This window comes from Gilliamella sp. App2-1 (assembly GCF_001690255.1).
GTDB classification, from domain to species: domain Bacteria; phylum Pseudomonadota; class Gammaproteobacteria; order Enterobacterales; family Orbaceae; genus Gilliamella; species Gilliamella apicola_G.
Genome location: NZ_LZGR01000061.1, coordinates 1 through 21,631 on the forward strand (window position 1 = coordinate 1; position 21,631 = coordinate 21,631).

At 36.3% G+C, this 21,631-nt stretch carries 19 protein-coding genes; 15 read left to right on the top strand and 4 right to left on the bottom strand.

Annotated features, from left to right (window positions below):
* The 8 genes from A9G22_RS08280 to A9G22_RS08315 form a co-directional block, all read left to right on the top strand.
* Positions 1-701, top strand: a 701-nt coding sequence (locus tag A9G22_RS08280) for a beta-ketoacyl synthase chain length factor (RefSeq protein ID WP_141670016.1), incomplete at its 5' end; no start/stop codon positions are given.
* A 597-nt stretch (positions 702-1,298) separates the two neighbouring features.
* Positions 1,299-1,556 (top strand): phosphopantetheine-binding protein, encoded by a 258-nt coding sequence (locus A9G22_RS08285; protein ID WP_065585996.1) that lies wholly within the window; start codon positions 1,299-1,301, stop codon positions 1,554-1,556.
* 557 nt (positions 1,557-2,113) lie between these two features.
* Positions 2,114-3,493 (top strand): AMP-binding protein, encoded by a 1,380-nt coding sequence (locus A9G22_RS08290; protein ID WP_065585997.1) that lies wholly within the window; start codon positions 2,114-2,116, stop codon positions 3,491-3,493.
* Positions 3,490-3,852, top strand: a complete 363-nt coding sequence (locus A9G22_RS08295) for an ApeI family dehydratase (protein WP_065585998.1) — start codon at positions 3,490-3,492, stop codon at positions 3,850-3,852. The genes A9G22_RS08290 and A9G22_RS08295 overlap by 4 nt, the downstream gene beginning before the upstream one ends.
* A 686-nt stretch (positions 3,853-4,538) precedes the next feature.
* A complete protein-coding gene (locus A9G22_RS08300) occupies positions 4,539-4,955 on the top strand; it encodes an acyl-CoA thioesterase (protein WP_065585999.1) in 417 nt (138 codons plus the stop codon).
* 31 nt (positions 4,956-4,986) lie between these two features.
* On the top strand, positions 4,987-6,168 hold the full coding sequence (locus A9G22_RS08305) for a beta-ketoacyl-[acyl-carrier-protein] synthase family protein (RefSeq protein ID WP_075508684.1): 1,182 nt from the start codon (positions 4,987-4,989) through the stop codon (positions 6,166-6,168).
* Positions 6,168-6,680 (top strand): ApeP family dehydratase, encoded by a 513-nt coding sequence (locus tag A9G22_RS08310; protein WP_065586001.1) that lies wholly within the window; start codon positions 6,168-6,170, stop codon positions 6,678-6,680. Before A9G22_RS08305 ends, A9G22_RS08310 begins: the two co-directional genes overlap by 1 nt.
* Positions 6,646-7,377: a 3-ketoacyl-ACP reductase FabG2 gene (locus A9G22_RS08315; RefSeq protein WP_065586002.1), complete on the top strand. Its 732-nt coding sequence runs from the start codon at positions 6,646-6,648 to the stop codon at positions 7,375-7,377. The genes A9G22_RS08310 and A9G22_RS08315 overlap by 35 nt, the downstream gene beginning before the upstream one ends.
* Before the next feature lie 170 nt (positions 7,378-7,547).
* Here A9G22_RS08315 and sohB read toward each other — a convergent pair whose 3' ends face one another.
* Positions 7,548-8,657, bottom strand: coding sequence for a protease SohB (sohB, locus tag A9G22_RS08320; protein WP_065586003.1), 1,110 nt, complete (start codon positions 8,655-8,657; stop codon positions 7,548-7,550).
* A gap of 156 nt (positions 8,658-8,813) precedes the next feature.
* On the opposite strand from sohB, the gene A9G22_RS08325 reads away from it, so the two are divergent.
* Positions 8,814-10,526 carry a formate--tetrahydrofolate ligase gene (locus A9G22_RS08325; protein ID WP_075508685.1) on the top strand — a complete coding sequence of 571 codons (1,713 nt, stop codon included), beginning with the start codon at positions 8,814-8,816 and terminating at the stop codon, positions 10,524-10,526.
* Positions 10,526-10,942 (top strand): RnfABCDGE type electron transport complex subunit B, encoded by a 417-nt coding sequence (locus A9G22_RS08330; protein ID WP_065586005.1) that lies wholly within the window; start codon positions 10,526-10,528, stop codon positions 10,940-10,942. Before A9G22_RS08325 ends, A9G22_RS08330 begins: the two co-directional genes overlap by 1 nt.
* A gap of 34 nt (positions 10,943-10,976) precedes the next feature.
* Here A9G22_RS08330 and typA read toward each other — a convergent pair whose 3' ends face one another.
* Positions 10,977-12,803, bottom strand: a complete 1,827-nt coding sequence (typA, locus tag A9G22_RS08335; RefSeq protein ID WP_065586006.1) for a ribosome-dependent GTPase TypA — start codon at positions 12,801-12,803, stop codon at positions 10,977-10,979.
* A 165-nt stretch (positions 12,804-12,968) separates the two neighbouring features.
* A complete protein-coding gene (gene hemG / locus A9G22_RS08340; protein WP_218058786.1) occupies positions 12,969-13,502 on the bottom strand; it encodes a menaquinone-dependent protoporphyrinogen IX dehydrogenase in 534 nt (177 codons plus the stop codon).
* Positions 13,503-13,643: 141 nt separating this feature from the next.
* On the opposite strand from hemG, the gene glmU reads away from it, so the two are divergent.
* From glmU to A9G22_RS08365, 5 genes are all read left to right on the top strand, one after another.
* On the top strand, positions 13,644-15,029 hold the full coding sequence (gene glmU / locus A9G22_RS08345; protein WP_075508686.1) for a bifunctional UDP-N-acetylglucosamine diphosphorylase/glucosamine-1-phosphate N-acetyltransferase GlmU: 1,386 nt from the start codon (positions 13,644-13,646) through the stop codon (positions 15,027-15,029).
* A gap of 3 nt (positions 15,030-15,032) precedes the next feature.
* A complete protein-coding gene (gene glmS / locus A9G22_RS08350; protein WP_075508687.1) occupies positions 15,033-16,865 on the top strand; it encodes a glutamine--fructose-6-phosphate transaminase (isomerizing) in 1,833 nt (610 codons plus the stop codon).
* A gap of 395 nt (positions 16,866-17,260) precedes the next feature.
* Positions 17,261-19,138, top strand: a complete 1,878-nt coding sequence (locus tag A9G22_RS08355) for a PTS mannitol transporter subunit IICBA (protein ID WP_065586036.1) — start codon at positions 17,261-17,263, stop codon at positions 19,136-19,138.
* A gap of 79 nt (positions 19,139-19,217) precedes the next feature.
* Positions 19,218-20,381, top strand: coding sequence for a mannitol-1-phosphate 5-dehydrogenase (locus A9G22_RS08360; RefSeq protein WP_065586009.1), 1,164 nt, complete (start codon positions 19,218-19,220; stop codon positions 20,379-20,381).
* A 6-nt stretch (positions 20,382-20,387) separates the two neighbouring features.
* On the top strand, positions 20,388-20,939 hold the full coding sequence (locus A9G22_RS08365; RefSeq protein WP_065586010.1) for an MltR family transcriptional regulator: 552 nt from the start codon (positions 20,388-20,390) through the stop codon (positions 20,937-20,939).
* A gap of 123 nt (positions 20,940-21,062) precedes the next feature.
* Here the strand turns inward: A9G22_RS08365 and A9G22_RS08370 are convergent, their stop codons facing one another.
* Positions 21,063-21,353, bottom strand: coding sequence for a hypothetical protein (locus A9G22_RS08370; protein WP_075508688.1), 291 nt, complete (start codon positions 21,351-21,353; stop codon positions 21,063-21,065).
* Between the last annotated feature and the right edge of the window lie 278 nt (positions 21,354-21,631).

The following is a 21,631-nucleotide window of genomic DNA, read 5'->3' on the forward strand; positions in this document are numbered from 1 at the left end:
TTAAAAATTGGTTTGCCTTATCCCCAGGATTATCTAATAAAGATGATTGGGCTATGTGGTCACAAAAATTAGAACATGATTGGGATTTACCTATACCCAAGTTGAATAAACTGCCTATGATGCAAGCGCGTCGAATGAGTACATCGTCGCGCTTAGCCGTTGAAGTCGGTCTTGAACTTATAAACAATAACAGCGTTGATTTAGCCATTTTTACTAGTAGACATGGTGAATTAGAAAGAACTTATAAAATACTATCTGCGCTTAGCCAAAATAGTGAAATTTCTCCTACTGATTTTGCCCTGTCAGTTCATAATACAACTGCTGGATTACTAACAATCATTGCCAATCAAACAGTACCTATCACTTCGTTATCGGCACATAGTGATAGCTTTCAGCAAGGATTAATAGAAGCATTACCTATATTATGCCAAAAAAATAAAAAAGTACTATTGATAGACTTTGATGGTGTTATCCCTGAGCCTTATCGAACGGATGTAAAACAATTCGTTCCTATTTATGCTGTTGGATACATATTAACAAGTGGTAATGAAGTTAATTGCCAAAGTATTGAAAAAACATCCAATATTTATCAAGCTGATTATCCGCAATCTCTTGCTTTTTTACATGCTTATTTGAATAAACAAAGAAAATTTATCATACCAGGAAATGCTCAAGATTGGCAATGGACACTAAATTTGTAGCGAAAAATATCACTTATAATCTAAACTAATGCTGGCATTTATGGGTTACTGATTTAGACTTGGTAAAAATCAAACAAGATAAATTAATTTGTTTGTGGCAAATCCTCCTTTACTTGAAGTTGATCACGTTCTGATTGCTTAATGAAAAGCGAACATCTCAACAATATCTTTATCAGCCGTATCATAAAAACTGAGGGATACATTTTACGCTGAATCAAACAAATATTGCTGCAGAGCCAACAAATATTGGCAAAATGGTAGCCGAAGATTAACTCACTCCAATCCGCCAAGAAACAGATCTAAAAATATTAAATTACAAATAGATAAAGATAATATAACATTGCGTTGCCAAGTAGAAATGCGGATCATTCATCTAAAATTTGCTTCTCATTATCTTTTAAAAAAATGGCAATATATATCAATAAAAAGTTGTTTAATAGTAAAGCTTGTTTTAATATTATTGCTGGGAAAAATTTCAATTGCTGATGTTATTAGCCCAAATACTAGTGGAGTTATAAGATGATTAGTAAGGAATTTGTCCTAGTATTTACTAAAATAAGAATAAATTAAAACAGCTTCAGTGAAAAAGGAAAACTAATGGAAAAACTACATAAAGAAATTAAAACCCTCATAATTGATGTACTAAATTTAGAATCTATTACTCCAGATGATATTGACACTCAAGCCCCATTATTTGGTGATGGATTAGGGCTAGATTCAATTGATGCTTTAGAACTTGGGCTTGCTATTAAAAACAAATATGGGATCGTTCTAGCAGAAGAAAGTGAGGCAACAAAAAAAGCGTTTTACTCAATTCAATCATTAGCTAATTTTATATCATCACAACAAAAATAAAATAGACATAACAACAACTTTTTGAAGTAACTGCAGAAGATATTAACCCGAGTCTAAACCTCATCGAAGAAGCAGATCTTACTAGCATTGATACTGTTAATTTACTTGCGCATTTTCAGAACAAAGATTGATAAAAAAGTTGATCCCAAAACTATCGAATCTGCCAGAACAGTACAAAGTGTTGTTGATATAGTTAAAACTAAATAATGAATATAAATAAAGATAAGTAGATAATTAATATCATGATGAATACCTTATTTGTCAGCTATCCTTTTATAATTTGCTTATCTTTACGCTATAGCGGGTTAATTTAGCTATTTGTGATTTAGTTTTTTCTTTTGTTTTATGGTTAATAACTTTACCAAATCTATTTTCAAATATTCGTTGAACGGTGAAACTTATTGCTTGTATAAGTTTATCTTTAGTATTAATGAGTTGGTGTTTATTTTCAATGGTTCTATAGCTTTGATAACTTATCTGATAAACAATATATAAACTAGCGGATTATTATAACGTTTAATGAGCTATATTTTGATTGGTGTATTTATGGGGGGAAGATGGTCAATACATCAGGAAGTACAAGACTAATATTACTATCAAAACAACTATTACGACCAGAACATGAAATTGTAGCATTTAGAAATAACCAATCATTAACGATAGGCGAATTAAAGAAACAAGTTTTAAACATAACTAATGCATTAAATAATCACCCTAACAAATATTGGGCATTATACATGCAAGATAGTTTTAATTTTATTGCAGGACTATTGGCGCTTTTCTATTCTAATAAGCAGCCAATCTTAATAAATCCTTACCAAAAAGAAATGAAACATCATTATGATGCTCTATTAATCGATGATATCAAATTTCCTAAACAACAGTTTCTAGACAAACAATTCATCGACATCAATAAAATTGATAAAAACAATATAATTACAGAACATCAATTAATAACATCAGGATTTAAACACCACACATTAACACTGTTTACTTCTGGCTCAACTGGAATACCAAAACCAATTGAAAAATCAGTTTCTCAACTTGAATTAGAGATTCAGATGCTGGAATTCGACTGGGGGAAATTTAAGAATAATCTATTTGTTGCATCAGTTTCCCATCACCATATGTATGGTTTAACATTCAAAATAATGCTGCCTCTTAGTTGTAAAATTCCATTTATTTGTGAACCAGTACTTTATCAAGAACAGCTAACCACTTATAGCCATAAAAAAATCATTTACATCACAACACCATCAATTATCAAAAATTTAGATGATAAATTACCAACAATAAATTGTGATAAAGTAATTTCATCTGGTGGTAAACTGACTTATGAAGAAGCTCAATTATGCCGAAAAAGTTACGGTGTATTACCTAATGAAATATATGGTTCAAGCGAAACAGGTATTATTGCAACTCGACAACAAACACAAGCCGATACACCTTGGCAATTATTTTCATTAATTCGTATAGAATATAACCAATCAAAATCACCTTTATTAAATTCTCCTTTATTACCCCAACCTGAACCTTTAAATGATGAAATTAAGAAACTGAATGAAAGACAATTTTATTTAAACGGACGAATAGATAAAATTATAAAAATATCAGAGAACAGAGTATCACTAACATTCATTGAAAAACAACTTAATCAATTTGATGAAGTAGCTCAAGCTATTGTTATTCCACTAGAACAGAATAATCGAACTATACTTGGTACTGTTATTGAGTTATCTTCCTCTTACAAACAGCTGTTACAACAATATAGCCATTTCGAATTAACACGATATTTTCGACTTTTATTGAAAGATACATTATCATTGATCGAAATGCCTAAAAAATGGCGATTTGTTGACGTTTTACCCAAAAACTCTCAAGGGAAATGTTCTTATATTGATTTAAAAATATTATTTGATACACCGAAAAAACAATGAAAAAAAAATTTGCAAAGGAAAAGACGATTAATATTAGTAACAACTCTGCTAATATTGAACTAACTATATCACCTGATCTTTTTTGGTTTGAAGGTCATTTTAAATCGCAACCTTTATTACCAGGAGTTGCCCAGCTTAACTGGGTAATTTATTACACACAAAAATATTTTGACGACTCATTGTGTTTATTATCCGTCGATGTAATCAAATTTCAGTGTCCAGTTATTCCCGAAGATCGCCTTATGTTACACCTAACATGGCATGAAAAAATAAAAAAATTAGAATTTATCTATACTTTTATCTTACCAAACAACAGAAATAAAGTAGCAAGCACAGGGACGCTTACATTATGCCATTAACATAATTGCCCTTACTCGCTAACTATTATTTTATTATTTCATCTTACTGTAATAGTGAAGATTTACCTACCGTTCTGAAAAATATGAACCTTATCAGTTAAAATAGATTTTAATTGATGATGGTAGTCTTACTAATACAATACTAAAACTTGAACATGACTCAGGCTTATATCTTTGAAAAACACTATTATACTTAGCAAATACCCTAGACTTCATGAATACAAGACAAATAGATGCTGACGAGCAAGATAATAGCCAAAATTTGTTAAACAGGTACTGGAACAATCACAACTCATCAGCTGATATCTTAAACTTTGGGCTAGCCTACCACTGATGATTTTGTGCGTAAAAATCGATTAATATCTAAATATATAACATATTTTTACTAAGTAACTTTTCACCTTATCTAAAGGCTTCTTTTATTTTATCTCCAGTTTTAGGTTTTCTGTTTATTTAATTTGGGGTCAAAAACTAAAGGGCGCTTTCAAGATTATTTTAAACTTTTTTCCGATAAAATTCGGTTGCCAAGACAAAATCGTCAAGATAAACTGAATAAAATAATACAAGATCATGTAAAAAATTAGAACATTAATGTCTTATTTCTCCTCTGGATTGGTTTAACTATTATAATTTCTGGCGATTTAGCTCACTGACGTCAAATAACGTAAATAAGGATATAGATAAAGATGAAAAATAATTTTAAACATAGTGCAACTATCGAATATACCACTTCAATCCATGATACAGATGCAATGGGAGTCGTTTGGCACGGTAACTATTTAAAATTTTTTGAAAAAGCTAGAGAGGCTTTATTCCAGAAATTCAATTGTGGCTACAAGCAGATGATTGAGTCAGGTTATATTTGGCCTATTGTTGATGCACGAGTGAAATATATTGCACCATCATTGGCTGAACAGACCTTGCAAATTGTTGCAACCTTAGAAGAGTATGAACATCGCATAAAAATCAGTTATACAATAATAGATAGTTTAACAGGTAAAAAAATAACATCTGGCTACACAATTCAAGTAGCTGTGTCAACATCAACCCACAAAATGAGTTTTGTTACACCTTCGTTTCTTTTAGAACTAATTAGATTATAAAATTGCAATACAAAGTATGGATGCAAAATAAATGATTTATATTACATCTTTTGGGGCAATCAATACTTTAGGTAATTCTCTAAATGAAGTTAGACAGAATCTAACTAAACAGTATTGTGCACCGCACTGCTTAATTGAAGAAAACAATTGGTTACTCAACAACCAAAAAACTTGGCTAGGAAAAGTCAAATCTGATTTACCCAAATTACCCGTACATTTATCACAATACGCAACTCGCAATAACCGATTACTGTATAGCGCTTACTTACAAATCCAAACTGAAATTGATCACGCTATATCACGCTATGGAAATAAACGAATAGCAATTATTATGGGGACTAGTACCTCGGGCATTGCTGAAGGGGATGTCAATTTAAAACATTACTTACAGACAAATAGCCATTTGTCTACTTTTTCTTATAATCAACAAGAATTAGGCGACCCATCATGTTTTTTAACGGCTTTACTTGATTTAAAAGGTCCTAGTTACACAATATCAACGGCCTGCACATCTAGTGCTAAAGCAATTATTAGTGGTAAAAGATTGATAGAATCAGGAATAGTTGATGCAGCAATTGTTGGGGGCTCTGATAGCCTAAGCCGAATGCCAATTAATGGATTTAATGCACTTGAATCACTTTCTGCAAGCCCATGTATACCCTTTGCACAAAATCGAAATGGAATAAATATTGGTGAAGCAAGCGCTGTATTTTTACTCACCAAAGACGAAACAAGCAATATCGCTATTTTGGGCGCTGGCGAATCATCCGATGCATATCATATTTCATCTCCCCATCCTGAAGGATTAGGGGCTGAAAAAGCAATGCAGGCAGCTTTAGATGATGCTAAATTAACGACCAAAGACATTGGTTATATTAACCTTCATGGCACAGCAACTATATTGAATGATCTTGCAGAAAGTAAAGCCGTTTATCGCCTATTCAATCAGAATTTACCACCATGCAGCTCAACTAAACATTTAACGGGACATACTTTAGGTAGTGCTGCAGCGACAGAATTAGCCATTAGTGCTCTACTACTTAACCAAGATATTTATTTACCACAACAAAATTTTTCAACATCACCATTTGATGAAACTCTCGATAAAATCAATATTGTTACAAATCGCATGATCTTAAATACCCCTGTAGTCATGTCAAATTCTTTTGCATTTGGTGGTAGCAATGCATCTCTAATTATTGGGAAAATATAATGCAATATTATCCAGCGACTTACTATTTACCACATGAAGAACCTATGGTCATGTTAGAAAAAGTTCATTTAATTGATGATGAACAATGCATCTGTAGTGTTCAAGTCAATAAAAATGGTATTTTGGCACCTTTTTTAAATGAAGATAATGCTTTGCCTAATTTATATGCTGTTGAATTAATGGCCCAAACCATTGGTGTATGGAATGGTTACCACGGTATTATTAACAATAAAAAACCACAATTAGGTATGTTATTAGGGGGAAGAACCATAAAAACCTCACTACCAACCTTTCCTCACGAGAGCGATTTAATTATTCAAGCAAACTTAGTTCTTTTTGATAGCAAACTAGCTATTTTTGATTGTCAAATAAAGATCAATGAACAATGTGTCGTTTCAGGAAAACTCAATGTTTATGAACCCGATCAAACTGAAATAGATTATTTATTTGGCCAAAATCGATTAGGAGAAGAAAAAAATGAAACGAACAATTCTGGTAACTGGCGCCAGTAAAGGAATTGGCAAAGCGATTGCTTGCAAACTATCGCAAGATGGTTTTGCAATTGCAGTCCACTACCATAGTGATAAACAAGGTGCGATTGATACAAAAAACTCTATTGAACAATTAGGAGGCTCAGCTCGATTAGTACAATTTGATGTCAGCAATCGCGTACAATGTCAACAAAATATTGAAACTGATATCAAACTTCATGGCGCATATTATGGTGTTGTAAATAATGCAGGTATCATTCGTGATGGTGCTTTCCCCGCTTTAACCGAAGATGATTGGAACAATGTCATCCATACCGATCTTGACAGTTTTTATAATGTTTTGCATCCTTGCATTATGCCAATGATAGGACTTCGTAACGGTGGACGAATTATTGTTATATCTTCAGTTTCTGGTCTGATCGGTAATCGAGGACAAGTTAATTATAGTGCAGCAAAAGCCGGGTTAATTGGAGCAAGCAAAGCTCTAGCACTTGAGCTTGCAAAACGCAAGATCACGGTAAATTGTATTGCACCAGGTTTAATTGATACCGGTATTTTAGATATGGAACCTACTGTATTACAAGAGGCAATGAAAATAATACCATTAAAACGTATGGGGCAAGTAGATGAAGTAGCAGGACTAGCAAGTTATTTGATGTCTGATTTAGCGGGATATATAACACGCCAAGTCATTTCAATCAACGGAGGGATGATATAAATAAATTGATCCAGCATCCTGTGGAATAAATACTCCAATTAGCATCAAATGATTCTAGACTAGTTAAATAACAACGATATACAGCAGTTAATTATGACTGCCTGTATATAAGTTCACAAAAATCAAATCTAAAACAATCGCCCTATCTACCTTAGTAACAAAACAGGCTATTACAGCCCGTTTTCTTGTCTAAAAAACAATCTTTCGACACTTTTTACAACGTTTTTTGAAATTCTTTCCGATAATTTTTGTCGGCGTTGATAACGGACCGAGATAATTTTATGTGTTTCTAAATGAGATAAAATAAAGTCATCGCTGGTACTGATTTCGTCAACTAAGCCTTTATCTTTGGCTTGCGCTGCAAACCAATGCTCACCAGTTGCAACTTGTTCGATATCCACATTTGGGCGATACTCTTTAACAAAATCTTTAAATAAAAGATGAGTTTCTTCTAATTCTTGTTTGAATTTTTGGCGACCTTCTTCAGTGTTTTCTCCAAACATGGTTAACGTACGTTTATACGCACCTGCTGTTTGTAACTCAATATCCACATCATGTTTTTTTAATAAACGGTTAAAGTTAGGAATTTGTGCAACTACACCTATTGACCCCACAATCGCAAATGGCGCTGCCACAATCTTATTAGCGGTGCAAGCCATCATATATCCACCACTGGCCGCGACTTTATCAACAACCGCAGTAAAAGGAATATCACGTTGTCTAAACCGTAACAGCTGTGATGCTGCAAGCCCATAACCATGGACTACACCACCTGGGCTTTCAAGTTTAACTACAACTTTATCTTCTGGTTTAATAACCGCTAATACAGCTGTGATTTCTTGACGTAATTCTTCAACTTCATGTGCATTGATGCTGCCATTGAAAGACAACACAAACAATTTAGGTTTTACTTGTTGGTTTGTATTACTCTCAGCTGACTTCTCAGAATTATTTGTTGCTGTTTGTTCTGCTAATTTTTCTTGCTTCTTAGCTTGTTTCTTTTTTTGTTTAGCCGCTAACTTTGCCTGCTTCTTCTCGAGTTTTTTCTGTTTTTTAAGATCTTTCATAAACAGTTTAGCTTCTAACTCATCCATGCTTGACATTAACAGATCGTCTTTGACTTGTTCGTATTCTTGGCTAATATCTTTGACCGATAAACGCCCTGCCACCGTTGCTGACTTACGGCGTTGGCTTAATATAAAAATGAGCACTGCTAAAATTGCAATAACAACTGTAGCCGTGTCAGCTAAAAAAAGTGAATACTCAGAAAACCAATTCATTTAATTTATTATCCTTTGATTAAATATACGTTGATTGAATGTATTGAAATATTATAACAAGATAATTGCGAATTGTGCCGAAAATCAATAAAGATATAATTGTCGCTTTATTCGGCAAATTAAATTATTTATACTGATAACCCAATTTATTGTTAAATGAGAACTCGTATGCCATTACGCCCAATTACCGAAATCGCTAAGCAATGTAATATTCCTGAAGAGTTTGTCCTGCCTTATGGCAAACATGTGGCAAAAATCGATCTATCCATTCTTAAAGCTAACCAAAAAAAACCTAACGGCAAATTGGTGTTAGTTACCGCTATCACACCAACTCCACTAGGTGAAGGTAAAACAGTTAATACAATCGGGCTAAGTGAGGGACTAAATTATATTGGTAAATCGGCAATTGCTTGTATTCGTCAACCAAGTTTAGGCCCCGTATTTGGCGTTAAAGGTGGCGCTGCTGGCGGGGGTCAAGCCGAAGTATTACCTATGGAAACTTTAAATCTGCATTTAACTGGTGATATTCACGCCATTACCGCAGCTCATGATTTGGCATCGGCTGCATTGGATTCGCGCCTATATCATGAAGAACGTTTAGGCAATGAATTTACCGCACAAACGGGATTGCCTCGTTTAAATATCGATGTAAATCGTATTGTATGGAAACGCGTGATAGATCATAACGATCGTGCACTTCGTAAAATCACTGTTGGTGTTGGCGGTGGTGTTAATGGTATTGAGCGCCAAGATGGCTTTGAAATTACCGCAGCGTCAGAGCTGATGGCTATTTTAGCCTTAGCCTCAGATTTACATGATATGCGCGCGCGCATTGGCCGTATTATTCTAGCTTATAATACTCAAGGCGAAGCCATAACCGCAGAACAACTTGAAGTTGCGGGTGCCATGACAGTGCTACTAAAAAATGCAATTAACCCAAATCTGATGCAAACAGTTGAAAATACGCCTGTACTCATTCATGCCGGACCTTTCGCCAATATTGCTCATGGCAACTCCTCTGTCATTGCGGATCGCATTGCTTTGCAACTTGCCGATTATGTTGTGACTGAAGCAGGATTTGGCTCGGATATGGGCATGGAAAAATTCTTCAATATTAAATACCGCCAAACAGGGATCAAAGCCTCATGTGTGGTATTGGTTGCAACTGTTCGTAGCTTAAAATCTAACAGTGGTAAATATAACATCAAACCAGGGCAAGCAATTCCGAAAGAAATCTCAGAATCTAATGTCGAATTACTTGAAATTGGTGCGGCTAATTTAGCATGGCATATCAACAATGCCAAAAGTTATGGATTACAAGTGATCGTTGCCATTAACCGCTTTCCGCATGATAGTGAAGAAGAACTGGCGTTCTTACAACAATATGCAGTTAAACATGGTGCCTTTGCTTGTGAAGTGAGCGAAGTTTTCACACAAGGCGGTAAAGGCGCTGAAAAACTGGCTGAGCATGTGATCAAAGCGTGTGACATGCCAAGCGAAATCACACTACCTTACTCAGACAACATGCCGCTCGCTGATAAAATTCAAACTATGGTAAAAAAATATGGCGCTAACGAAGCCTTTTTATCAGCCACCGCACTGGAAAACATCAAAGAGATCGAAGCATTAAAACTTGATCATTTGCCACTTTGTATTGCTAAAACACCGATGTCAATTAGTGCTGATGCAAACTTAAAAAATGTACCCACTAATTTTGATGTTGACATCAGTCATTTAGCAATATCTGCAGGTGCTGGTTTTATTCGTGTTTATGCTGGTAATGTAATGACCATGCCGGGGTTAGGCACCAACCCAGCTTATAGACAAATCGATATTGACAAAGATGGTAATATTGTAGGTTTAAGTTAATGCAAGAAGTGATTATGCAAACTAAACAAGAATACAAAGCATTTATTGATGAAGAAAGCTGTATTGGCTGTGGCAAATGCATCCGTGTTTGCCCAACCGATGCTATTGTCGGCAGCAAGCAAGTGTTGCACACAATACTGCCACAGTTATGTACCTCGTGTAGTAATTGTATCAGTACCTGTCCAACAGACTGTATTACATTAAGCACATTAGGCAGTGTATTGAGTGAATCAGAAGAGTTAGCGCTAACTCAGAAAAAGCAACAGCGATTAGGTCATAATCTGTTAGTGCCACCAACAATCTTATTTCCACGCACCATGCCAACCACAAACAAGATCAGCACAATAACCGATCGTAAAAAGTCGATAGCCGATGCCATTGCTAGAGTAAAAGCCAAAAAAAACCTCGCTAAATAGCGAGGTTTTCGTATTACGATAGCACTAATACTAATTAGTCTTTATTACCACTTCTAAACGCACGTTTACGGTCATTTTCGGTTAAATGACGTTTACGTAAACGGATAGATAATGGTGTCACTTCCACTAATTCATCATCATCAATAAACTCTAATGCTTGTTCTAATGACATTTTGATTGGTGGTGAAAGTGTTGTTGCTTCATCGGTACCTGATGCTCGCATATTGGTTAATTTTTTACCGGTTAGACAGTTAACCGTTAAATCGTTTGAGCGAGTATGAATACCAATAATTTGACCTTCATAAACTTCGGCACCATGACCTAGGAATAATTTACCACGGTCTTGCAAACCATATAGTGCATAAGCCAATGCTTTACCAGTACCGTTTGAAATCATTACACCATTATTACGTTGACCAATTTCGCCTGGGCGAACATCATCGTAATGACTAAAGGTAGAATAAAGCAAACCGGTACCTGAGGTCATGGTCATAAATTCAGTTCTAAAACCAATAAGACCACGGCTTGGAATGACATAATCTAAACGTACGCGACCTTTACCATCTGGTAGCATGTTTGTTAGGTCACCTTTACGTAAACCAAGTGCTTCCATCACTGAACCTTGATGCTGTTCTTCAATATCAAGCGTAACTTGTTCGAATGGTTCTTGTTTTTTACCATCAATTTCTCTAAAGATAACTTTAGGACGAGAAACCCCTAGCTCATAACCTTCACGGCGCATATTTTCGATCAGTACTGACAAATGCAATTCACCACGACCAGAGACTCTAAAGGCATCGGGATCTGGCGTTTCTTCAACACGAAGTGCAACATTATGGACAAGCTCTTTATTTAAACGCTCAAGAATTTGACGAGAAGTGACATATTTACCTTCTTTACCCGCAAATGGTGAGCTATTGACATTAAAGAACATGGTTACAGTCGGTTCATCAACGGTTAACGCAGGTAATGCTTCAACGCAGCTATTATCACAAATTGTATCGGAGATACCGAGTTCACCAAGACCCGTTAATGCAATAATATCGCCAGCTTCGGCAACTTCAGCTTCATAACGTTGTAGTCCTAAATGGCCAAGAACTTGCCCTACTTTGCCAGTTCGTTTATTACCTTCACTATCAACGATAGTTACTTGTTGATTTGGTTTAACGCGACCACGTTTAATACGGCCAATACCAATAACACCAACATAATTATTATAATCAAGTTGAGAAATTTGCATTTGGAATGGACCGTCTAAATCAACCTTTGGCGGCTCAACATATTTAACAATCGCTTCAAATAATGGCGTCATATCTTCAGCCATATTTTCATGATCTAAACCGGCGATCCCCATTAATGCTGAAGCATAAACGATAGGGAAATCTAACTGTTCATCAGTAGCCCCTAAATTAACAAATAGATCGAACACTTGATCGACAACCCAATCAGGGCGTGCGCCTGGACGATCGACTTTATTGATAACTACAATAGGTTTTAAACCATAAGCAAACGCTTTTTGCGTTACAAAACGTGTTTGTGGCATTGGTCCATCCATTGCATCAACAAGCAATAACACAGAATCAACCATCGACATAACACGTTCAACTTCACCACCAAAATCCGCATGTCCTGGTGTATCAACGATATTAATTCGGTAACCATTCCAATCAATAGCAGTATTTTTAGCTAAAATGGTAATACCACGCTCTTTTTCAAGCGCATTAGAGTCCATAATACGCTCGTTATCATCACCACGTAGATTATCTAGCGTACCTGACTGTTTTAATAACTTGTCAACCAAGGTCGTTTTACCATGGTCAACGTGGGCAATAATGGCAATATTTCTTAAATTTTCAATCACAATTAAAATTCCAATTAGGAGACAGATTCTATAAGCGCGATATTGTACACCTTTTTAGCCGAAATGTTGATCTATATCACAAAGTTTATTTAAAAGAACTTGAACACTTGATAACTTTAGGAAAATATTGATTTATTTGTAAAGAAGTTTCAGAAAACTATGAATTTAAGTATAAAATTGATCGACAAACTCATCTACCTTTGTCCAATCTGTATATTCAATCATCGGCTTAGTTACATCAGTATCTCCCTTACCTAACCACATAATAAAGCGGATCATATTGCGATCAAACCAATTATATTGTGGATAATAAAGCGCACCGGCAAAAACCGCAGTAAGAGTTGGCTTCCATGCTATTTTGGCTAAGAATTTTTTGGTATATAAATTCGTTTCTGGGGTATTTTTATTGGGTTTTCTCGCCACCATATTTACCCCAAAAAATCCCGACTGCATATTATTTAATTGCTGATAATTGTTATCGATAAACGTCTTCATCACTTTGCTATAAAAACCGTAACGGATCGAACAACCCAATAAAACTGCTTGGTATTGTGTTAAATCGATTTTAGTATTGGGTAGCAGCTCAATGACATCGCAATCACATTTACCATTAAGTCGCTTTTTGATGTGTTGCATAATCTTAAGTGTTTGCTTTTCGTATGTAGTATAGAGTAATAAAACTTTCATCATGGAATTCATAACATCTCTTCCTTCTTTTGTTAAACCCTTTGGTAAATATCAATATTACTTTTTTTATGATAAAAATTAAAAGATTGGTGGTGATTTCATTAAAAACTTTGATTATAGTATTAGGCTAATTTAACCAGACTGGAACTGATTATGGTAATTTCACCTCCAAAACTGAGTGCTATTATTTTGGCGGCAGGAAAAGGCACACGGATGTACTCTAACCTACCTAAAGTTTTACATAAAATCGGCGAAAAACCGATGTTACAACATGTTATTGATACAGTTCAACAACTTAATACTAATCGCATCAATATTGTTTATGGTCATGGCAAAGCACAGCTTGAAGATGTACTTAAAAATCAACATGTGCAACTGGTTTATCAAGCTGAACAACTCGGCACGGGCCATGCTGTTCAACAAGCTATCCCTTATATTCAAGATGATGAAGATATCTTAATTTTATATGGTGATACTCCCCTTATATCGGTTCAAACGCTGCAAACTTTAATTGCTAGCAAACCAAAACAAGGTATCGCGTTATTGACGGTCATACTTGATAACCCAACTGGATATGGACGCATTGAACGCCACAATGGTAAAGTCGTTGCCATTGTGGAACAAAAAGATGCCACACCAGAGCAACAAAAAATCAATGAAATTAACACCGGTATCATGCTCGTTACTGGCAAATTATTGAAAAATTGGTTATCTCGTTTAACCAACAATAATGCGCAACAAGAGTTTTACTTAACCGACATTATTGCTTTTGCGCACCAAGATGGTTATGACATATTAACCTCGCACCCAGTACAACCATTTGAAGTTGAAGGCGTCAATAATCGCCAACAATTAGCAACATTAGAACGGCAGTATCAATATCAGCAAGCTCAACACTTATTACTCGCTGGTGTGACACTGCTTGATCCAAATCGCTTTGACCTACGTGGCACACTCTCGCACGGTAAAGATGTCACTATTGACTGTAATGTCATTATTGAAGGCAATGTCACACTAGGTAATAACGTATTTATTGGTGCGGGCTGTATCTTAAAAAATTGCACGATTGATGATAACTCAAACATCAGCCCGTATAGCATTATTGAAGATTCAACTATCGCTAAACAGTGTACTATCGGACCTTTCGCCCGCCTACGACCTGGCTCACGACTTGACGAACAAGCCCATGTCGGCAATTTTGTTGAATTAAAAAAAGCGCATCTAGGCAAAGCCACCAAAGCTGGGCACTTAAGCTACCTTGGCGATAGCGAAATTGGTAGTAACGTCAACATTGGTGCAGGCACTATCACTTGTAATTATGATGGTGCCAATAAATTTAAAACGATTATTGAAGATGATGTGTTTGTCGGTTCTGACACACAATTGATTGCACCAGTAAAAGTCGGTAAAGGCGCAACCATTGCAGCAGGCACAACCGTTACCAATAATGTAAATGATAACGAATTAGTCGTAAGTCGAGTTAAACAAAAACAACTTTCTGGTTGGAAACGACCAACAAAGTTAATTAACAAGGAATAAACTATGTGTGGAATCGTGGGAGCTATCGCCAAACGTGATGTTGCTGAAATATTATTAGAAGGCCTAAAACGATTAGAATATCGTGGTTATGACTCAGCAGGACTGGCAATTATTTCACCACAAGGCGAACTGCAACGCGTTCGCCGTGTTGGCAAAGTGCAAGCACTAAAAGATGCCATTGCAAAACATCCACTACAAGGAGCTACCGGCATTGCGCATACTCGATGGGCAACCCATGGTGAACCAGTTGAACATAACGCCCACCCACATGTATCTGGCTTTATTGCTGTCGTGCATAATGGAATTATTGAAAATTTTGAGCCATTGCGTGAAAAGCTGATCGCCAAAGGCTACCCATTCCGTTCAGAAACCGATACCGAGGTTATTGCCCACTTAATTCATGACATTATATCAACCGAAGATTGCTCCTTATTTGACGCCGTGCAAAAAGCTATCCCGCAACTACGAGGCGCTTATGGCACAGTCATTATGGACACGCGCAACCCAGAGATATTAGTTGCAACGCGCTCCGGCAGTCCTTTAGTTATTGGTTGTGGCATAGGCGAGAACTTTATCGCATCCGATCAATTAGCGCTATTACCTGTCACCCGCCAATTTATCTATTTGGAAGAAGGGGATACCGCACTTATTACACACCGAAAAGTAACAATCTTAGACAAGAATCATCATGAAGTAACAAGGCCATGTATAGAGTCTGATGCAAAATATGATGCGGGTAGCAAAGCAGGCTATAGCCACTATATGCAAAAAGAGATCTACGAACAACCTAATGCGATTAAAAATACCCTTGAAGGTCGTATGGCACATGGTAAAGTGGATTTATCGGAGCTAGGCGAGCAAGCAGAAGCGATACTTAAACAAGTAGAGCATGTGCAAATTGTTGCCTGTGGCACCGCTTATAATGCCGGTATGGTGGCGCGCTACTGGTTTGAAGCCTTAGCGGGTATACCCTGCGATGTCGAAATTGCCTCAGAATTTCGTTACCGCAACCCCGCTCGTCGCAAAAATAGTCTGTTTATTACCCTTTCCCAATCAGGCGAAACGGCTGACACACTCGCAGCCTTGCGATTAGCTAAACAAAACCACTACTTAAGCACTCTTGCTGTCTGTAATGTGCCTGCCTCAACACTCGTGCGTGAAGCTGATTTCGTTCTATTAACCAAAGCAGGAGTTGAAATTGGTGTTGCATCAACTAAAGCCTTTACCACACAATTAACGGTTTTATTGCTACTAGTTGCAAAATTAGGGCGTTTAAATAATATGGCACAAAGCACCGAGCAAGCAATTGTCCACGCCTTACAAACCTTGCCAAACCGCATTGAACAAGTGCTTATGTCTGAACCACAAATTAAAAAATTAGCAGAGCAATTTGTTAATAAACATCATGCGCTATTCTTAGGGAGGGGCGATGAATATCCAATTGCTATGGAAGCCTCGTTAAAACTCAAAGAAATCTCTTACATCCATGCCGAAGCTTATGCTGCAGGTGAACTCAAACATGGCCCTCTTGCATTAATTGATGCGGATATGCCAGTGATTGTGATGGCACCAACCAACGAAATGCTAGAAAAACTAAAATCCAATATCGAAGAAGTGCGAGCGCGTGGTGGTCAACTGTATGTGTTTGCCGAGCAAGATGCGGGTTTTGTCAGTGATGACACCATGCACATCATCAATCTACCCCATATTGAAGAACTTACCGCACCAATCTATTACACCGTGCCCACACAACTACTCGCTTATCATGTTGCTTTGCTCAAAGGCACTGATGTCGATCAGCCTCGTAATTTAGCAAAATCGGTTACCGTGGAGTAAATTCCGCTAGATTAAATGTGAGGACTGACGGTATGGTTTTGATATCATCATCAAAACTAAAGTTCTCACATAACATCAACGAACACTAAAATGTTTAATGTAATAAGTTTTTCAGTGATATTTTATCATGGCGCAAGGCTTTGTTAACGCGTTTGGCAAAGATCACTTATTTTATAAAATAATTTTCAGGAAAACATGCGTTTTAGTCTATTGGACTTAAAACTGTGCTTTTTATACCTACAAATGTGATCTTAATCACAAAAATAAAAAATGGAATGGTTTTAGCAATGTGATATTCATCACACTTATCAATTTTTTTTGATGAATCGAATAACGAAATCCCTCTACAATAACTGCATAATGATTATACCAATCAATAAGGAAAGATGAATATTATGACAACCTCAAACATCAAATTGAAAGTCCAAAATTTTGGGCGATTCTTAAGTAATATGGTCATGCCAAATATCGGCGCATTTATTGCTTGGGGGTTTATTACTGCGATTTTTATTCCAACAGGCTGGTACCCCAATGAAACGATTGCCAAGCTAGTTGGACCGATGATTACCTACCTATTACCACTATTGATTGGCTATACAGGCGGTAAATTAGTTCACGGTGAACGAGGTGCAGTGGTTGGTGCAATCACAACTATGGGCGTCATTGTTGGTTCAGATATTCCCATGTTTTTAGGAGCCATGATCGTCGGCCCACTTGCTGGCTGGGTAATAAAGCAATTTGATAAAGCCGTAGACGGTAAAATCAAAAGCGGTTTTGAAATGTTAGTCAATAATTTCTCAGCGGGTATTATCGGTATGCTACTTGCGTTGCTTGCTTTTTTCGCAATTGGTCCTGCTGTCGTTATTGCATCCGGTAGATTAACTATAGCCGTTAATTTCTTAGTTGAGCATAATTTATTACCTTTAACGTCGATCATTATTGAACCCGCTAAGATCCTTTTCTTAAATAATGCCATTAACCACGGTATATTCTCACCATTAGGTATTCAACAAGCGGCTGAACATTCTCAATCTATTTTCTTTTTAATCGAAGCCAACCCTGGTCCAGGTTTAGGTTTATTACTCGCTTATATGTTTTTTGGTAAAGGATCAGCAAAAAGTTCAGCCAGTGGCGCCGCAATCATACACTTCTTTGGTGGAATCCATGAAATTTACTTCCCCTATGTATTAATGAATCCACGTCTTATTATTGCGGTGATTTTAGGTGGAATGACAGGCGTATTTACTTTAACATTATTTGGAGCAGGATTAAGTTCACCCGCATCACCCGGATCAATCATCGCCGTTCTTGCTGTCACACCAAAATCATCTATGCTTGGCGTAATTTTTTCTGTCATTGCTGCAACTACGGTTACTTTTATCGTTTCTGCGATTTTATTAAAAACAACCAAAGAGACAGACAAAAGCCTAGAAGAGGCAAAATCGAATGTTTCTGCAATGAAAAACGAAGCAAAAGGTATTACAAATGGAATACTTGATTTAGCTAAAGTGAAAAAAATCATAGTGGCTTGTGATGCAGGAATGGGATCTAGTGCTATGGGAGCAGGTGTGTTACGCAAAAAAGTACAAGATGCCGATCTCGATATTTTGGTCACTAATTTAGCAATTAATAATCTGCCCAATGATGTTGACATAGTTATCACGCATAAAGACTTAACCGATCGCGCCAAACAACATGCGCCAAACGCACATCATATTTCATTAACTAACTTTTTAGACAGTCAATTATATAGCCAACTGGTTGCGGATCTTTTAAGTTCTCAAGCGAGTAGTTTAGCAAGTGAAATAATAGCTAGCAGCAATCAATCCACTGATAATGCACCTCTATTTAAATTATCAGAACAAAATATTTTTTTAGGACTAACCGCTAAAAACAAAGAGGAAGCCATTCGTTTTGCCGGGCAAAAATTGGTCGATAATGGTTATGTTACCCCTGCCTACATTGAAGCAATGTTAGCGCGTGAAGAATTAACGTCGACTTATTTAGGAGAATCGATTGCCGTTCCACATGGTACTATTGAATCAAAAAACGACGTTATTAAAACTGGCATCGTATTTTGCCAATACCCAGCAGGTGTTCAATTTGGTGAAGGCGACGACGACCAAGCGAAAATTGTAATAGGTATTGCTGCACGTAATAATGAACACCTTGATGTCATTGCAAAACTCACTAATGCTCTTGATGATCAAGCCATTATTACCAAACTGGTTAACACAACAAGTATTGAAGAGGTACTTGCTATTTTAAGTTAATATCACAATTATCGTTCCCACTTAACAAGTGGGAAACCATTACCACTTTTAAAATTAAATTTAATTAAGGATTATTATAATGCAAGCATTACATTTTGGCGCAGGTAACATTGGGCGAGGTTTTATTGGAAAATTACTATCAGATGCCGGCATACAGGTCACATTTGCCGATGTCAATCAACAAATCATTGATGCAATGACCCAGCGTCATCAATACCCTGTCAATGTTGTTGGCGAACAATCTATCACCGAAATAGTCAAAAATGTCGATGGTATTAACAGTACCTCTAGTGAAGTGATCGATTATATTGCCAAAGTTGATTTAATCACTACCGCCGTGGGTCCGCAAATTTTAGCGCGCATTGCTTCAAGTGTTGCGCAAGGAATTATGGCAAGACATCAACAAGGCAACACCAAACCACTGAATATTATTGCTTGTGAAAATATGGTTCGTGGTACAAGCCAATTTAAACAAGAAATCTTCAAATCACTACCAGAAGAACTGCATCAATGGACAAACGCCCATGTCGGTTTTGTCGATTCAGCAGTGGATCGCATTGTACCGCCTGCAACATCAAAAACAGGTAATATTCTAGAAGTCACTGTCGAAACTTTTTCAGAATGGATTGTTGATGAAACGCAATTTGTGGGGCCGATTCCAACCATTGCAGGTATGCAGCCCGTTGACAATTTAATGGCTTTTGTTGAGCGAAAACTATTTACCTTAAATACAGGTCATGCAATTACGGCTTATTTAGGTTTCTATTATGGTTTTGGCACCATTCGCGATGCAATTTTAAACGAAAAAATTCGTTTAATTGTTCGTGGAGCCATGGAAGAAAGCGGCTTAGTCCTTATCAAACGTTACAATTTTGATGAACAAAAACACATGGCTTATATCGAAAAAATCTTAAACCGCTTTGAAAACCCGTATTTACATGATGATACTTCACGTGTTGGACGTCAGCCAATGCGTAAATTAGGCGCTGGCGATCGTTTAATTAAGCCATTACTCGGTACTTTTGAGTATCAAGTTAAAAATACTAACTTACTAATCGGTATCGCAGCCGCTCTCAACTATCGTAATAGTGATGATGAGCAAGCAGTTGAACTGGCAAAACTCATTACTGACAAAGGTGTTAAACACGCTTTTTGTCAAATCGCTGGGATTGATGTTAACAATTCTATTGTTAAGCAAATTGAAGAAATTTATACTACAATGCAAAATCGCCAATTTACATAACACCTAATGCCAGAATCGATATTACAAGAAGATACGATATTAGAAAAACTCAACCAGCAAGCTGATATTCACAGCTTGCTCACTGTTGCCATAAAATTAATCAATGATAATGTCAACAAATTAATTCTTAAAGTCTTTCGAAAAGAACCTCACGCCATTAAATTTGTCATTCCTTCATTAGTTGGTAAAAATGGACCACTCAATGATACTTCTGTTTGCTTAAAACTGCTTTATGTATTGGGGATTATTTCTCGTGAAGATTACGAAGATATAGAACTGCTGATCGCTATTTTGGACGAGCTAGAGCAAGATGACAGGCAATATACTTATTTAGATGATGAAATCTTAGGTCCTATTAGTTTATTACATGATATGGTATTACCACCAAGCTGGGAATCGCAACACGAAAAAGCCAAACAATCTGGCATTGTCGATACGTTAAAATCTTCCATGTACCAAAACCGCTATCAACAAATGATACGCTCAGCGTTAATTATTGCTATCACGGATCTAACGTTACGCATCATAAATAAAGAACATATCAACTACTTTCCATAATAACCAACTCCTTTACTAAATCTTTAGTTATTTCGGCTGAAAATAAATAAAGTAAACTAAAAATAGCTATCACAGCATGCGTTATATAAAAGAAATATAAATTTTTTGTTACTGATTCTTTGGTTAAAATCTTTTATTGTTTTTACTTGCTTGTTTGTTAAGACCCGTTGGTATCGATGGCATTCCACGGGTGTTGACGCCTGCACTGCTGCTACTTACCTTGTAGTCCGCTTGGTTTTTTATATCACTAAAGCTGATTGTGCCTGTGTCAAATTTGTTTTTGCTCGTGTCTTTTGCTGCTGAGGCTATCACCGCCCCTTTTAAGTCGGTGTGGTTGCCCACCGTGATGTCAAAGCCCTCTTTGCCGGCACAGGAAAACCAAAAAAACACCAATAAAAAATTAAATAAAATCAATACGTTTCCTGACCGGTTTTTTGTAAATAAATAGTGTGTTTTTTATGTTTTAAACAGAAGGAGATATGGCATAATAAGCAATACAACAGGTAGCCATTATTTAATACAATGGTACATAAAAATAATGATCACTAAAATGCATGCTAAGCAAAAATTAGCAATTAAAAAATTAATTATAGAATTTAGTGACAGAATTAACTGTCGCTTTTAACTGGTAAATACACAAAATTTTAGATAGGGTCAAAAAACTCAAATATTAAAATAAATCTTCGGTATTA

What these genes read in the sequence shown, in the direction of transcription:
- A9G22_RS08285 (WP_065585996.1), top strand. Translation starts at nt 1,299, where the DNA reads ATGGAAAAACTACATAAAGAAATTAAAACCCTCATAATTGATGTACTA.
- A9G22_RS08290 (WP_065585997.1), top strand. Translation starts at nt 2,114, where the DNA reads ATGGTCAATACATCAGGAAGTACAAGACTAATATTACTATCAAAACAA.
- A9G22_RS08295 (WP_065585998.1), top strand. Translation starts at nt 3,490, where the DNA reads ATGAAAAAAAAATTTGCAAAGGAAAAGACGATTAATATTAGTAACAAC.
- A9G22_RS08300 (WP_065585999.1), top strand. Translation starts at nt 4,539, where the DNA reads ATGAAAAATAATTTTAAACATAGTGCAACTATCGAATATACCACTTCA.
- A9G22_RS08305 (WP_075508684.1), top strand. Translation starts at nt 4,987, where the DNA reads ATGATTTATATTACATCTTTTGGGGCAATCAATACTTTAGGTAATTCT.
- A9G22_RS08310 (WP_065586001.1), top strand. Translation starts at nt 6,168, where the DNA reads ATGCAATATTATCCAGCGACTTACTATTTACCACATGAAGAACCTATG.
- A9G22_RS08315 (WP_065586002.1), top strand. Translation starts at nt 6,646, where the DNA reads ATGAAACGAACAATTCTGGTAACTGGCGCCAGTAAAGGAATTGGCAAA.
- sohB (WP_065586003.1), bottom strand. Translation starts at nt 8,657, where the DNA reads ATGAATTGGTTTTCTGAGTATTCACTTTTTTTAGCTGACACGGCTACA.
- A9G22_RS08325 (WP_075508685.1), top strand. Translation starts at nt 8,814, where the DNA reads ATGAGAACTCGTATGCCATTACGCCCAATTACCGAAATCGCTAAGCAA.
- A9G22_RS08330 (WP_065586005.1), top strand. Translation starts at nt 10,526, where the DNA reads ATGCAAGAAGTGATTATGCAAACTAAACAAGAATACAAAGCATTTATT.
- hemG (WP_218058786.1), bottom strand. Translation starts at nt 13,502, where the DNA reads ATGAATTCCATGATGAAAGTTTTATTACTCTATACTACATACGAAAAG.
- glmU (WP_075508686.1), top strand. Translation starts at nt 13,644, where the DNA reads ATGGTAATTTCACCTCCAAAACTGAGTGCTATTATTTTGGCGGCAGGA.
- glmS (WP_075508687.1), top strand. Translation starts at nt 15,033, where the DNA reads ATGTGTGGAATCGTGGGAGCTATCGCCAAACGTGATGTTGCTGAAATA.
- A9G22_RS08355 (WP_065586036.1), top strand. Translation starts at nt 17,261, where the DNA reads ATGACAACCTCAAACATCAAATTGAAAGTCCAAAATTTTGGGCGATTC.
- A9G22_RS08360 (WP_065586009.1), top strand. Translation starts at nt 19,218, where the DNA reads ATGCAAGCATTACATTTTGGCGCAGGTAACATTGGGCGAGGTTTTATT.
- A9G22_RS08365 (WP_065586010.1), top strand. Translation starts at nt 20,388, where the DNA reads ATGCCAGAATCGATATTACAAGAAGATACGATATTAGAAAAACTCAAC.